Annotated in this window: 14 protein-coding genes; 4 read left to right on the forward strand and 10 right to left on the reverse strand. The window is 71.7% G+C overall.

Annotated features, from left to right (window positions below; translation table 11 throughout):
- Nucleotides 1–24: 24 nt before the first annotated feature.
- A complete protein-coding gene (locus ACFVDM_RS22250; RefSeq protein ID WP_383642616.1) occupies nt 25–543 on the forward strand; it encodes a GNAT family N-acetyltransferase in 519 nt (172 codons plus the stop codon).
- Between the two features lie 84 nt (nt 544–627).
- On the opposite strand, the gene ACFVDM_RS22255 is transcribed toward ACFVDM_RS22250, so the two are convergent.
- Nucleotides 628–1,509, reverse strand: coding sequence for a helix-turn-helix domain-containing protein (locus ACFVDM_RS22255; RefSeq protein WP_383642619.1), 882 nt, complete (start codon nt 1,507–1,509; stop codon nt 628–630).
- A gap of 177 nt (nt 1,510–1,686) precedes the next feature.
- Between ACFVDM_RS22255 and ACFVDM_RS22260 the strand changes: the two genes are divergently transcribed.
- The 3 genes from ACFVDM_RS22260 to ACFVDM_RS22270 all read left to right on the forward strand — a co-directional run bounded on the left by ACFVDM_RS22260 (nt 1,687) and on the right by ACFVDM_RS22270 (nt 4,044).
- A complete protein-coding gene (locus tag ACFVDM_RS22260) occupies nt 1,687–2,625 on the forward strand; it encodes an alpha/beta hydrolase (protein WP_383642622.1) in 939 nt (312 codons plus the stop codon).
- A 50-nt stretch (nt 2,626–2,675) separates the two neighbouring features.
- Nucleotides 2,676–3,590 carry an alpha/beta hydrolase gene (locus ACFVDM_RS22265; protein WP_383642625.1) on the forward strand — a complete coding sequence of 305 codons (915 nt, stop codon included), beginning with the start codon at nt 2,676–2,678 and terminating at the stop codon, nt 3,588–3,590.
- A 73-nt stretch (nt 3,591–3,663) separates the two neighbouring features.
- Nucleotides 3,664–4,044, forward strand: a complete 381-nt coding sequence (locus tag ACFVDM_RS22270) for a DUF2255 family protein (protein WP_383642628.1) — start codon at nt 3,664–3,666, stop codon at nt 4,042–4,044.
- A gap of 58 nt (nt 4,045–4,102) precedes the next feature.
- Here the strand turns inward: ACFVDM_RS22270 and ACFVDM_RS22275 are convergent, their stop codons facing one another.
- The 9 genes from ACFVDM_RS22275 to ACFVDM_RS22315 form a co-directional block, all read right to left on the reverse strand.
- The gene (locus tag ACFVDM_RS22275) at nt 4,103–4,621 is read right to left on the reverse strand and encodes a DinB family protein (RefSeq protein WP_383642631.1); all 519 of its coding nucleotides are present in this window, start codon (nt 4,619–4,621) and stop codon (nt 4,103–4,105) included.
- Nucleotides 4,622–4,668: 47 nt separating this feature from the next.
- A complete protein-coding gene (locus tag ACFVDM_RS22280; RefSeq protein WP_383642634.1) occupies nt 4,669–5,280 on the reverse strand; it encodes a Uma2 family endonuclease in 612 nt (203 codons plus the stop codon).
- Between the two features lie 154 nt (nt 5,281–5,434).
- A complete protein-coding gene (serC, locus tag ACFVDM_RS22285) occupies nt 5,435–6,553 on the reverse strand; it encodes a phosphoserine transaminase (RefSeq protein ID WP_383642637.1) in 1,119 nt (372 codons plus the stop codon).
- A 119-nt stretch (nt 6,554–6,672) separates the two neighbouring features.
- Nucleotides 6,673–7,881: a cytochrome P450 gene (locus tag ACFVDM_RS22290; RefSeq protein ID WP_383642639.1), complete on the reverse strand. Its 1,209-nt coding sequence runs from the start codon at nt 7,879–7,881 to the stop codon at nt 6,673–6,675.
- A complete protein-coding gene (locus ACFVDM_RS22295; RefSeq protein ID WP_383642642.1) occupies nt 7,878–9,119 on the reverse strand; it encodes a cytochrome P450 in 1,242 nt (413 codons plus the stop codon). The genes ACFVDM_RS22290 and ACFVDM_RS22295 overlap by 4 nt, the downstream gene beginning before the upstream one ends.
- Nucleotides 9,116–9,760, reverse strand: a complete 645-nt coding sequence (locus ACFVDM_RS22300; protein WP_383642644.1) for an ATP/GTP-binding protein — start codon at nt 9,758–9,760, stop codon at nt 9,116–9,118. The genes ACFVDM_RS22295 and ACFVDM_RS22300 overlap by 4 nt, the downstream gene beginning before the upstream one ends.
- A complete protein-coding gene (locus ACFVDM_RS22305; RefSeq protein ID WP_383642646.1) occupies nt 9,741–10,106 on the reverse strand; it encodes a DUF742 domain-containing protein in 366 nt (121 codons plus the stop codon). The genes ACFVDM_RS22300 and ACFVDM_RS22305 overlap by 20 nt, the downstream gene beginning before the upstream one ends.
- Nucleotides 10,103–10,531, reverse strand: a complete 429-nt coding sequence (locus ACFVDM_RS22310) for a roadblock/LC7 domain-containing protein (protein WP_383642649.1) — start codon at nt 10,529–10,531, stop codon at nt 10,103–10,105. The genes ACFVDM_RS22305 and ACFVDM_RS22310 overlap by 4 nt, the downstream gene beginning before the upstream one ends.
- Nucleotides 10,528–12,039 carry an ATP-binding protein gene (locus tag ACFVDM_RS22315; protein ID WP_383642652.1) on the reverse strand — a complete coding sequence of 504 codons (1,512 nt, stop codon included), beginning with the start codon at nt 12,037–12,039 and terminating at the stop codon, nt 10,528–10,530. Before ACFVDM_RS22315 ends, ACFVDM_RS22310 begins: the two co-directional genes overlap by 4 nt.
- Nucleotides 12,040–12,071 lie beyond the last annotated feature (32 nt).

A 12,071-nucleotide genomic window follows, 5' to 3' on the forward strand; every position in this document is an offset into this window, starting at 1 on the left:
CCGCCCGGGTAGGGTCCTCCCACGATGACCACGCCCCTCGCGGCCCGCCCCGCCCCCTTCGCCACCGCCCGCCTCGACGCCGTGCCCCTGAGCGTCGCCCACGCCGACGAGATGGCGGCCGTCCTCGCCGACCCGGCGCTCCACGCCTTCACCGGAGGCGCCCCGGACGGCCCCGACGCCCTGCGGGCGCGCTACGCCCGGCAGACCGCCGGGTCCCCGGACCCCGGCGAGCTGTGGTGGAACTGGGTGCTGCGCGTACGCGACGAGGGGCGGCTCGCCGGATACGTCCAGGCGACCGTCGGCACCGCCGCCGCGCGCGCCGAGATCGCCTGGGTCCTCGGCACGGCGTTCCAGGGCCGCGGCTACGCCAAGGAGGCCGCCACCGCCCTCGTCACCCACCTCCGCACCACCGGCGCCGCCCGCACCGTCGTCGCCCACATCCACCCCGACCACACGGCATCCGCGGCCGTCGCCGGGGCGGCCGGGCTGGCGCGGACGGGGGAGTGGGAGGACGGCGAGGAACGCTGGCGCCTCGCCCTCTGACTGAGGGTTCCAGAAGGAGGCGGCTGCGGCTCCTGCGCTCGACGAGCTCGGCCGCCGGGGCGTTCGGGGCAGCTCAGCGGTGATTCACGGGTGCGCCGACGCGGTTGTCGCCGCCCAGGCGGCCAGCAGTTGCAGACGCTCGGCGGTGGGGGAGGCGGGCTCGGCGATGTACGCGGACAAGGTGATGGAGGGAGAGGAGTCGAGGGTCAGTTCCTCGAAGCCCAGGACGAGCTCTCCGACCTGGTGGTGATGGAGGGTCTTCCGGCCCGCGCGGTGGACGCCGACATCGTGGGCGGCCCAGCGGGATCTGAAGTCGGTGCTTCGCGTGGACAGCTCGCCGACGAGCTGTATCAGCTGCTTGTCGTGCGGTGTCGCGCCGGCCTGGGCACGGAGGATGCGCACGCACGCGGCTGCCGCGTCGTCGAGGTCGTCGTAGAACCTGGCCGCGGCGGGGTCGAGGAAGACGACGGAGGCCAGGTTCGGCGGGGAGGCCGATGAGCGCCGGGTCGGGCTGGTGAAGGCCATGTCGAACAGGGCCCGGCCGAGGGCGTTCGACGCGAGGACGTCGAGCCTCCTGCTCAGGGCGATGACGGGGGTGGCGCTCATCGCGTCGATGAGCAGCTGCACCTGCTGCGGCACGCTCGCCGCGGCCTTCGGTTGTCTCCTCGCCCGCGAGGGGCGGCGCGCGGTGCGGGCGAGGTCGTAGAGGTAGGCGCTCTCGTCCTCGGTCAGCTGCAGGGCGCGGGCAAGGGCGTCGAGGACCTCGTCGGAGACCCCTGTCAGGTCGCCCTTCTCGATCCGGGTGTAGTAGTCGACCGAGACGCCGGAGAGGATCGCGACCTCCTCCCGGCGCAGGCCGGGCACGCGGCGCGCTCCGCCGCCCTTCGGGATGCCGGCCATGTCGGGGGTGATCTTCGCGCGGCGGGTGGTCAGGAAGTCCCGTACGCGCTCGTCCTTCGGTGCCATGACCTCACGCTATGGGCGATCGGGGCCGGGAGCCAGGTTGCGACAGACCCCCCTTCGGAGGGGGGTCTGTCGCAACCTTCCACCGTCGATCGAGGGCGACCACAGTTGAAGTCGTAAGAGCCCGACGGGCGCCTCACCGGCTCCCGGACGACGATGAGTGCGACAGCCGGAGGAATCATGACTGGACGGACCGAGCGCGTGAGCTTCCGATCCCGGGGGATGGCCTGGGATCTGGCGGGCATCCTTCACCTCCCCTCGGATTTCGACGAGAACGGCTCCTGTCCGGCGATCGTGAGCGTTCACCCGATCGGCAGCTGCAAGGAACAGACCGCCGGCAACGTGTACGCGAAGGCGCTGGCGGAGGCCGGCTACGTGGTGCTGGTCTTCGACGCCGGCTACCAGGGCGAGAGCGGCGGGCAGCCGCGTCTGATCGAGGATCCCGCGCAGCGCGTGGAGGACATCCGCGTCGCGGTCGACCACCTCGTGACGCTGCCGTACGTCGATGCGGACCGCATCGGCGGGATCGGGGTCTGCGGGGGTGGCGGCTACGTCATCAACGCGGCCATGACCGATCGCCGGATCAAGGCCGTCACCAGCATCACCGGCGTGAACTTCGGGCGTCTCAGCCGCGAGTCGTTCAGCGGCTACGACCCGATCGGCGCCCTGGAGCAGATGGCGGAGCAGCGCACCGCCGAGGCACGCGGCGCGGATCCGCGGACCGATGACCTCCTGCCTGCCTCGGTCGAGGCCGGACGGGAGGCCGGTCTGAGGGACATCGACGTGCTGGAGGCCACGGACTACTACAAGACCGGCCGGGGACAGAGCGCGGGCGGCACCACGAGCGCGGTGCTGTCGCGTCGCGCGGCGGCGATCGGCTGGGACGCGTTCTTCGGCGCCGAGCAGCTGCTCACCCGGCCGCTGCTGGTCGTGATCGGCGACAAGCCCGGCGGGTTCGGCGCCTACCGCGACGGCCAGGAGATCTACGGCCGCGCCGCCTCGAAGGACAAGCGGCTCCTCGTCGTGGAGGACACCTCGCACTACGACCTCTACGACCGGCCGGAGCCGACGCGCCAGGCCATCGAGGCCGCGACGGAGTTCTTCGGCACCCACCTGTGAACGCGTCCCCACCCGGAAACACCCATTCGGACATCAACCCGAGGAAAGTCATGAGCGAGAACATCAGCATCGAGACCCTCAACGGCTACGGCACCACCCTCGCCGCCGTGATCAACTTCCCGGAAGGCTTCGACGCGTCGAAGACCTACCCGGCGGTCGTCGTCTCCCATCCGGGCGGCGGCGTGAAGGAGCAGGCAGCCGGCCTGTACGCGGGCAAGCTCGCCGAGCACGGCTTCGTGACCGTCGCCTACGACGCCTCGTTCCAGGGCGCGAGCACCGGGGAGCCGCGACAGCTGGAGAACCCGCACATCCGCACCGAGGACGTCAGCGCCGTGGTCGACCACCTGACCACGCTCGACTACGTGGACAGCGACCGCATCGGCGCGATGGGCATCTGTGCCGGGGCCGGCTACACGGCGAACGCCGCGATCAACGACCCCCGCATCAAGGCCGTGGGCACCGTGAGCCTCGTCAATATCGGCCAGATGTTCCGCAACGGCTGGACGAACGACGTAGCCGACGCCGACGCCGCCCCTCTGCTCGCGATGGGCGCCGAGGCCCGCACCACCGATGCCCAGGGCAAGGACAACCCCTTCCCGCTCGCACCGATGCGCGAGGAAGACGCACCGAACGAGGAGCTGCGCCAGGCGTGGGAGTACTACCACACGCCGCGTTGCGAGCACCCCAACGCGCCGGGCTTCATGACCGCGCGCAGCCTGAGCCAGATCATCACCTACGACGCCTTCCACAAGGCCGAGGCCTTCCTCACACAGCCGCTGCTGGTCGTCGCGGGCAGCGAGGCCGGATCGAAGTGGATGAGCGATGACCTGTTCGCGCGCGCCGCGAGCAGGGACAAGTCCTTCCACGTCGTCGAGGGAGCGAACCACATGGAGCTCTACGACGGCGAGAAGGAGGTCGCCGAGGCCGTCGGCAAGCTCGGCCCCTTCTTCGCCGACACACTCTGACCCAGGCAGTCGCCGCCGCCCCGTACCGGTCGTGCGGGGCAGCATGACCGCAGACGCGAAAGGAAGACCGGCCATGGCCGTTTGGACCCCGGACGAGCTCGACCGCATCAACGCCGAGATCTACTTCACCGTCGGGGCGACCCTGCCCGACGGAACCACCCCCAAGACCGTCGACATCTGGTCCGTGCCCGTCGGGAACCGGATCTTCATCCGCTCCTACAACGGCACGCGGGGAAAGTGGTACGGGCCGGCCCTGAAGACCGGCCGGGGCCGGATCTCGGCAGGCGGGGTCGACAAGCCGGTGCGCTTCGTGCCCGTCGACCCCGACGACGAGGAGACCAACCAGGCCGTCGACGCCTCCTACCTGGAGAAGTACGCCGACAGCGAGTACTCGGTGACGATGTCGACCGAGCCCGTACGCCGCAACACCCTGGAAGTGGTCCCCGCGGAGTGAAGCCCGGATGCGTGCGGCGGTCCGGGGCGGGTGACGCCCCGGACCGCGACGTCTGTTCTCACCCCTGGCCGCGGACCTCCCCCGACGTGTCCGGGTGGGCGCCCGTCGCCCCGTCCAGCAGCTCCCGGACGATGTCCATGTGCCCCACGTGCCGGACGACGTCCTCCAGCATGTGGATCAGCACCCACCGCATCGACACGATGCGCCCGTCCCACGCCGTCCCCGTCGTCTCCAGGTCCGTCGCCGCGATGGCCCGGTCGGCGGCGGCGCGGGCGCGCGCGTAGAACGCCAGGATGTCCTCCGTCGACTCCTCCGGCGCGACCGCCATGTCCTCGGTCGCCGGGTCGAACCAGAGCTTCTCCACCTCGTACCCGAACGGGGAGCAGAACCAGCCGTACTCCACCGTCGCCAGATGCTTCACCAGCCCCAGCAGATTCGTCCCCGACCCCGTCATCGGCCGCCGTATCCGCTCGTCGTCCAGCCCCTCCAGCTTCCACAGCACCACATCCCGGTGCCGGTCGAGCGCGGCGTGCAGGGACTCCTTCTCACTGCCGGTGTACGGCACGGTCGTCGTCATCCCCCGACGCTACCGGCGGGGACTGACAACGGCCCCCGCCCGGCCCCTCAGCCCCGCGCGCGGCCCGACGCGATCAGCTCCGCCACATCCAGCTCCACCGCCGCGCCGATGGACGCGGGGAGCGGGGCCCGCTGGCCGGGCGCGTACACCTCGTGGCGGTCGTAGTTGCCGCCGCCCGGCTCCGTCAGGACGTGGACGCGGCTGTGCTTGCGGTCGAGGATCACGTAGACGGGGATCTTCGCCTCGGCGTACGCGGCGACCTTGTGCCGCAGATCGCTGTTGTAGTTGCTGGAGGTGACCTCCAGGGCGAGACGGAAGACGGCCGGGTCGTAGCAGTTGTTCTCGATGAGGTGTGCGTCGAAATCGGCGTCGACCAGTGCGAGGTCGGGGATGGCGTAGTCCTCGGGGCCGCCGGGCAGCCAGAGGCCGATGCCCTGGAGGACCTCCGTCTCCCCGCCGTCGAGTCCGGCCATGATGAAGGGCCTCATGAGCTTGGTCAGAGCACGGGCGTGCGGGCCGTCCGGGGGTGGAGCCACGGTGATGACGCCTCCGATGATCTCGACGCGATAGCCGGGATGCTGCTCGGCGAGCCGGTTGGCGGTGACGAGCAGGGGCTCCGGTCCATCGTCACAGGGGTGCTCGACTGCTGCTGCAGACATTGCGGGCCTCCTGGAATGGGCTGGTGTCGAGAGCATCATCGTAGGGCGGAACGGTCGCAGACCGTGTTTCTGGCATATGCCACTCGGGCGAGTGAAGCAGAAACGGCCCCGCACACCGTCAAGGTGCGCGGGGCCGTTCCCGGGGCGTGAGCCGTTACAGCTTCTCGATGACGTAGTCGATGCAGGCCGTCAGGGCCTGGACGTCCGACGGGTCGATGGCCGGGAACATCGCGACGCGGAGCTGGTTGCGGCCGAGCTTGCGGTAGGGCTCGGTGTCGACGATGCCGTTGGCGCGCAGGGCCTTGGCGATCGCGGAGGCGTCGATCTCGTCGGCGAAGTCGATGGTGCCGATGACCTGCGAGCGCTTGGCGGCGTCCGTGACGAACGGGGTGGCGTACTTGGACTCCTCGGCCCAGCCGTAGAGGTGGCCGGCGGAGGCGGCCGTGCGGCCGGTGGTGAAGTCCAGGCCGCCCTGGGAGTTCATCCAGGTCAGCTGCTCGTTGAGGAGGAACAGCGTGGCCAGGGCGGGGGTGTTGTACGTCTGGTTCTTCAGGGAGTTGTCGATCGCCGTGGGCAGCGAGAAGAACTCCGGGATGTGGCGGCCGGAGGCGTGGACGCGGGCCGCGCGCTCCAGGGCAGCCGGGGAGAAGACGCCGATCCACAGGCCGCCGTCGGAGGCGAAGGACTTCTGCGGGGCGAAGTAGTAGACGTCCGTCTCGGTGATGTCGACGGGCAGGCCGCCGGCGCCGGAGGTGGCGTCGACCAGGACGAGGGCGCCCTCGTCGGCACCCGCGACGCGCTTGATCGGGGCGGCGACACCCGTGGAGGTCTCGTTGTGGGTGAGGGCGTAGACGTCGACGCCCGCCTCGGCCTTCGGGTCCGGGTGGGTGCCCGGGTCGGAGGCGATGACGCTCGGGTCGGCCAGCCACGGGGCGAGCTTGGCGGCCTTGGCGAACTTCGAGGAGAACTCACCGAAGTTCAGGTGCTGGGACTTCGACTCGATCAGGCCGTGCGTCGCGATGTCCCAGAAGGCGGTGGAGCCGCCGTTGCCCAGGATCACCTCGTAGCCCTCGGGGAGGGAGAAGAGGTCGCGCACACCGTCGCGCACCGCGCCGACCAGGTTCTTCACCGGGGCCTGGCGGTGGGACGTACCGAGCAGAGAGGTTCCGGTGGCGGCCAGCGCGTCGAGCGCCTCCGTCCGCACCTTGGAAGGACCGGCGCCGAAGCGTCCGTCGGCGGGCTTGATGTCAGCGGGAATCTGGATGTCGGCCACGAGTCGGAGCGTAGCCGCTCGCTGCGGCTGCCGCGTATCCCGTCCGTCGGATGAGACAGGGATTCCGACTCGTGGCCGTTGGAGGTACGTCCGTACGAACGCCTCGGCGCCGTAGGGCGTCAGTCCAGGGTCACCGGGAGCTCGTACAGGTCGTTCTGGGTGACGATGGGCTTGTTGCGCAGTTCGTCCGCGGGGACGGCGAGGGCCAGCTCGGGGAAGCGCTCGTACAGCGCGGGGAGCGCGACGCCCGCCTCCAGCCGGGAGAGCGCCGCACCCGGGCAGACGTGCGGGCCGTGGCCGAACGCGATGTGCCGGTTGGGCGAGCGGGTCGCGTCGAACTCCCCGGCCGTCGGACCGTGCTGCGCCTCGTCGCGGCCCAGCGCGCCGAACGACACGATCAGCGCCTCGCCCCGGGGCAGGACCTTGTCACCGACCGGCACGTCCTCGGTGGCGAACCGGATCAGGACGTGCGAGGTCGGGGTGTTCCAGCGCAGCGTCTCCTCGATCACGTTCTCCCACGGGATCTCCCCGCCGAGCACCCGCTTGCGCTGCTCGGGGTGGGACTCCAGGGCGGCCACGGCGTTCACGATCAGGCTGATCGTCGTCTCGTGACCGGCCGCGATGATGAGCTGGAGGGTGTTGACGATCTCCTCGTCGGTGAGGTGGTCGCCGTCCTCGGAGGCCGCGATCAGGGCGCTGGTCAGATCGTCGCCCGGCTCGGCCCGCTTGCCGTCCACGATCTTCGTGAAGAGCGTGCCGAGGTCCGCCATCATCCGCGGGACCTCCTCCGGAGGCGTCTGCGTCGAGAAGAACTTCTCGAACAGCTCCTTCAGCCGCGGGTGGTCCGCCGCGTCCACGCCCATCAGCTCGCTGATCACGTTCATCGGCAGCGGGTAGGCGAACTCCGCCTTGAGGTCGACCTTCTCGCCCGCGGGCAGCGCGGCGAGGCGGTCCAGGCTCGCCGTCGTCAGGGCCTCGATGCCCGCGCGCAGCCGCTCCACCCGCTTCACCGTGAGGGCCTGGGCCACCAGCGTGCGCAGCCGGCGGTGGTCGGCGCCGTCGACGGTCAGCATCGAGCGGCCCGGGTTGGCGAGGCCGATCAGCGGCCAGTCCATCGGGATCTCGCCGCGCTGCCAGGCCCCCCAGACGTTGATGTCCTTCACGATCCGGGGATCGGTCAGCAGCCGGCGGGCCTCCGCGTGGTGGGTGACCGCGTAGCAGTGCACCCCGCCCGGCAGCTCCACCTCGGCGAGCGGACCGGCGGCGCGCAGTGCGGCGCTCTCGCCGTCGAGGTCGGCGACGAGGGGATCGAGGGCGATGCGGGTCATGCGCGGCCTCCTGTGGCGGGGGTGGGAGTGAAGGTGACGGGCAGGTCCGTCAGGCCCCGCAGCCAGGGGGAGGGGCGTCGGGTGAGCTGTTCGGCCGGGGTGTCCAGGTCGATGTCCGGGAGGCGGTCCAGCAGGACCTCGATGCCGGTACGGGCGATGACCTCGGCGGTCTCCTGCGCGGGGAAGGGGCAGCGGTGCTCGCCGTGGCCGAACGACAGGAAGGCGTTGTTCCCGCCGGTCAGCGAGGAGCCGTCGGTGCGCACCTGCGGGTCGGCGTTGGCGGCGGCGATGCCCAGGAGCAGCAGATCGCCGGACTGGATGTGGCGGCCCCCGAGGCGGGTGTCGCGCGAGGCCCAGCGGCCGGCGACGTTCTGGGTGGGGGTGTCCTCCCAGAGGACCTCGTTCATGGCCTCGGCGACGCTGTGCCGGCCGCCGGAGAGCGAGGCGGCGAACCGGTCGTCGGTGAGCATGAGCCGCAGCGAGTTGCCCATCCAGTCGGCGGTCGGCTGGTGGCCCGCGGCCATCATCACCATGAGGTCCTGGGCGACCTCCTCGTCCGTGAAGCCGCCCGGGTCGGCGAGCATCCGGCTGGCGACGTCGTCGCCGGGCTCCACGTGCTTCGCGGCGAGCAGGTCGAACATGGTCGTCGCGAGGTGCTGCTGTCCGGCGAGCGCGCGTTCCCGGCCGTCGATCATGTCGTTGATGGAGCCGACGAGCGCGTCGCCGGTCTCGTCGGACACGCCGTAGATCCGGGCCAGGACGCGGGCGGGGAGCAGCATCGCGTACGAGGCGATGATGTCGGTCGCGCCCGTGGTGCAGAACCGGTCGATCAGTTCGTCGGCGAACTCCTCCGCGTGCCGCTTGAGGACGAACGGGTCGACGGCCTCCAGGGCGTCGCTGATCATCCGGGCGCGTTCGACGTGGCGGGGGCCGACGGTGTAGAGGATCGACGGCTGCTTCCGGCCGATCATCGGCAGCAGCGGCCAGTCGTCGGGGATGTTCTCCCACTGGCTCCAGAGGTCGGAGTCGCGGCTGAAGAGCACCGGGTCGCCGGCGACCTGGTGCAGTTCGCGGTAGCCGAGGACCAGCCACGCCGGGATGCCGCCGTCCAGGACGACGGGGGCGACGGAGCCGTGGTCGCGGCGCATCTCCCGGTACAGCTGGGCCGGTTCGGTCTGGAACCGGGGGCCGGACAGCGGGACGGCGGCGGCCGTCTCCGCGTGGGGGCACTGGGTCACGGGGTGGGCTCCGGGGTCTTCTCCGGAGTCGGTTCCGGACGGGTGGTGGCGGGCACCTCGCCCCGGGAGAGGGCGTAGAGGTGTTCCACCAGGGTGATCAGCACGTATTTGCTGGAGGACCGGTCGCGGGCGTCGCACTCCACGAGCGGGACGTGGTCCGCGAGGTCGAGGGCCTCGCGGATCTGCTGCTCGGTGTGGAGCGGTCCGCCGAAGTCGTTGCACGCCACGATGAACGGCGTGCCGTGGTGCTCCAGGCGGTCGATGGCGTACCAGGAGTCGGCGAGGCGCCGGGTGTCGACGAGGACGACGGCGCCGAGCGTGCCGGAGAACAGCCGGTCCCAGAGGAACCAGAAGCGCTCCTGGCCGGGCGCGCCGAACAGGTACAGCACCGAGCGCTCGTCGAGCGAGATGCGGCCGAAGTCGAAGGCGACGGTCGTCGACGTCTTCGACTGCACGCCGTCGAGGTGGTCGACGGCCTCGCCCGCGCGGGTCATGGTCTCCTCCGTGTTGAGCGGACGGATCTCGCTCACGGATCGGACCATGGTGGTCTTGCCGACCCCGAAGCCGCCGACGACGACTATCTTCAGTCCGTTGTCGGCCGTGGCCTGCAGGGCGGCACGGTCAGAGGTTGCGGAGTCCAACGAGCACCTGTTCCAGGATGTCGGGGTCGGGGAGCCGGTCCGCGACACGGGCTGTACGGGGATGGCGGGCGCTGATCCGGCCGGTGTCGAGCAGATCGCACAGCAGGATGCGCACGATGCTGACGGGCAGGTTCAGCTCCGCGGCGATCTCCACGACGGCGGTGGGGCGTTCGCACATCCGCAGGATCGTGACGTGCTCCGACTGCATGCCGGGGGTGGGCTCGCATTCGGAGACGACGAGCGTCACCAGGTCGAAGGCGGCGGAGTCGGACCGGCTGCGGCCACCGGTGAGGGTGTACAGCCGGTCCGGGGCGTCGTCCCGGCCGGGACGGGGCCGGCGCGTCATACGCTCGCTGTTTCCGACGGATGCGCGGGCTCGCGCGGCGGGGCGACGAGGTGTTCGCCCAGCTGCTCGACGAGCTCGCTCATGTTGTGGCCGACGAGGCCGACGTCGGCCTGTTCGGAGGCGACGACGGCGAGGTGGGCGCCGTCACCGGCCTCCACGATGAAGAGCACGCCGCCGTAGAACTCGGCCATGGCGGAGCGCACCCCGCCGGAGCCGTTGCCGAACTCGACGGAGGCGCCGTGCGACAGGCTCTGGATGCCGGCGGAGATCGCGGCCAGCTGGTCGGCCTGGTCCACGGAGAGCTCGGGGGTGCGGCACAGCTTGAGGCCGTCCCTGGACAGCACGAGGGCGTGCCGGGTGCCGGGGGTGCGTTCCAGGAGCCCCTCCAGCAGCCAGTTCAGTCTCTCGTCGGTGGTCGCGGTCATCGGGTGTCGCCTTCCGGGTGCGGGGAGTTGGGCCGGACAGCCTGCCGGAAGCTGTTGAAGCGGGCTGCCTGGGCCTTGGGGTCGGCGGTACGGGGCCGGGGGGTGGACCCGTCCGCCTCGTCGGAGTCGGAAGCGGCGGCGGACGCGCGGGCGCGTGCCTCGGCCGCGGCAAGGGTGCGGCCGCGGGAGCGCTTGGGCAGGCCGCTCTCGCCGAACCGGGGGAGTCCGCCGGTGGTGTCGGAGCCGGACGTGCCGGACGTGCCGGACCCGCCCGCGTCGGAGCGGCTGGCGTCCTCGGCGCGGGCGGTCCCACCGGCGGGGACGGTGCCGGTGTCGGAGCGGTGGACCGGCTCGGGTTCCCGCGGTGCGGGGATCACGGGGGCGGCGACGGCCGGTGCGGGGGACGGGGCCGGTGCCGGGGTGCGGGTGATGATCTCCTGCGGCAGCATCATGAGCGCGCCGGTGCCGCCGCGGGCCGAGGGCCGGAAGGAGACGGTGAGTCCGTGCTTGCGGGCCAGCCGGCCGACGACGGCGAGCCCGAGACGGGTGCCGGACAGGGCGGTCAGGTCCTGGTCGGTGGCGGAGACGGCGTTCTCGGCGCGGCGCAGCTGCACCTCGTTCATGACGAGCCCGCTGTCCTCGACGGTCACCACGATGCCCGCCGGGACCTCCTCGACGTACACATGAACCTCGGCGGTGGGCGGCGAGAAGTTGGCCGCGTTGTCGAGGAGTTCGGCCAGGGCGTGCATGACGCCCTCGGCGGCGTGGCCGGCGACGGCGACGTCGCTGGTCGAGTGGAGGCGGATGCGCTGGTAGCCGCTGATCCGGCCCATGGCGCCGCGCAGGATGGACTCCATCACGATGGGCTTGGCCCAGCGCCGGCCGGAGCGGGCGCCGGTCAGCACGGCGATGGAGTCGGCCAGCCGGCCCGCCTGGGCGGTGCGGTGGTCCAGGTGGAGCAGGTCGCCGAGGACGTCCTCGGCGGTGTGCCGGTGCTCCATCTCGCGGAGGTCGGCGAGCATGCTGGTGGCCAGGGCCTGCATCCGGCCGGCCGCGTTGGCGCAGGCGGCGACGGCGGCGGAGCGCTCGGTCTCGCTGCGGGCGGCGCGGGCCTTGAGCCGGGCGTTCTCGGCGGTGAGCCGTTCGCTGCCGGCGGCGGACTCCGCGGCGACCCGGGCGTTCTCGGCGGCTGCCGCGGCCTTGATCCGGGCGGTCTCGGCGGTGAACCGCTGGGCGTCGGCGGCCGCGGCGGAGACCATGCGGGAGGTCTCGGCGGTGAACCGGCTGCTCTCGGCCGCGTGCAGTTCGCGCAGCCGGCGGATCGTGACGCGGGCGTGGACGGTCATGGCGACGGCGGCGCTGAGCAGGACCGCCGCCGCGCCCCCGCCCCAGGCCGCGGCCGTCCGGGCCGAGTCGGGGGCGGCGGCGACCGCCCACAGGCACAGGGATCCGGTGAGGGCCACGGTGACCAGCAGGGCCAGTGCGGTCGGCCGGGTTGAGGGGCGCAAGCGGAGTCCTTGGGGGGCGGACGGCGGGCGGA

This window comes from Streptomyces sp. NPDC057682, from assembly GCF_042799575.1.
Classification (GTDB): domain Bacteria; phylum Actinomycetota; class Actinomycetes; order Streptomycetales; family Streptomycetaceae; genus Streptomyces.

Bases quoted from the DNA above. Each gene is read 5' to 3' on its own strand.
- ACFVDM_RS22250 (WP_383642616.1), top strand. From the start codon at position 25: ATGACCACGCCCCTCGCGGCCCGCCCCGCCCCCTTCGCCACCGCCCGC.
- ACFVDM_RS22255 (WP_383642619.1), bottom strand. From the start codon at position 1,509: ATGGCACCGAAGGACGAGCGCGTACGGGACTTCCTGACCACCCGCCGC.
- ACFVDM_RS22260 (WP_383642622.1), top strand. From the start codon at position 1,687: ATGACTGGACGGACCGAGCGCGTGAGCTTCCGATCCCGGGGGATGGCC.
- ACFVDM_RS22265 (WP_383642625.1), top strand. From the start codon at position 2,676: ATGAGCGAGAACATCAGCATCGAGACCCTCAACGGCTACGGCACCACC.
- ACFVDM_RS22270 (WP_383642628.1), top strand. From the start codon at position 3,664: ATGGCCGTTTGGACCCCGGACGAGCTCGACCGCATCAACGCCGAGATC.
- ACFVDM_RS22275 (WP_383642631.1), bottom strand. From the start codon at position 4,621: ATGACGACGACCGTGCCGTACACCGGCAGTGAGAAGGAGTCCCTGCAC.
- ACFVDM_RS22280 (WP_383642634.1), bottom strand. From the start codon at position 5,280: ATGTCTGCAGCAGCAGTCGAGCACCCCTGTGACGATGGACCGGAGCCC.
- ACFVDM_RS22290 (WP_383642639.1), bottom strand. From the start codon at position 7,881: ATGACCCGCATCGCCCTCGATCCCCTCGTCGCCGACCTCGACGGCGAG.
- ACFVDM_RS22305 (WP_383642646.1), bottom strand. From the start codon at position 10,106: ATGACGCGCCGGCCCCGTCCCGGCCGGGACGACGCCCCGGACCGGCTG.
- ACFVDM_RS22310 (WP_383642649.1), bottom strand. From the start codon at position 10,531: ATGACCGCGACCACCGACGAGAGACTGAACTGGCTGCTGGAGGGGCTC.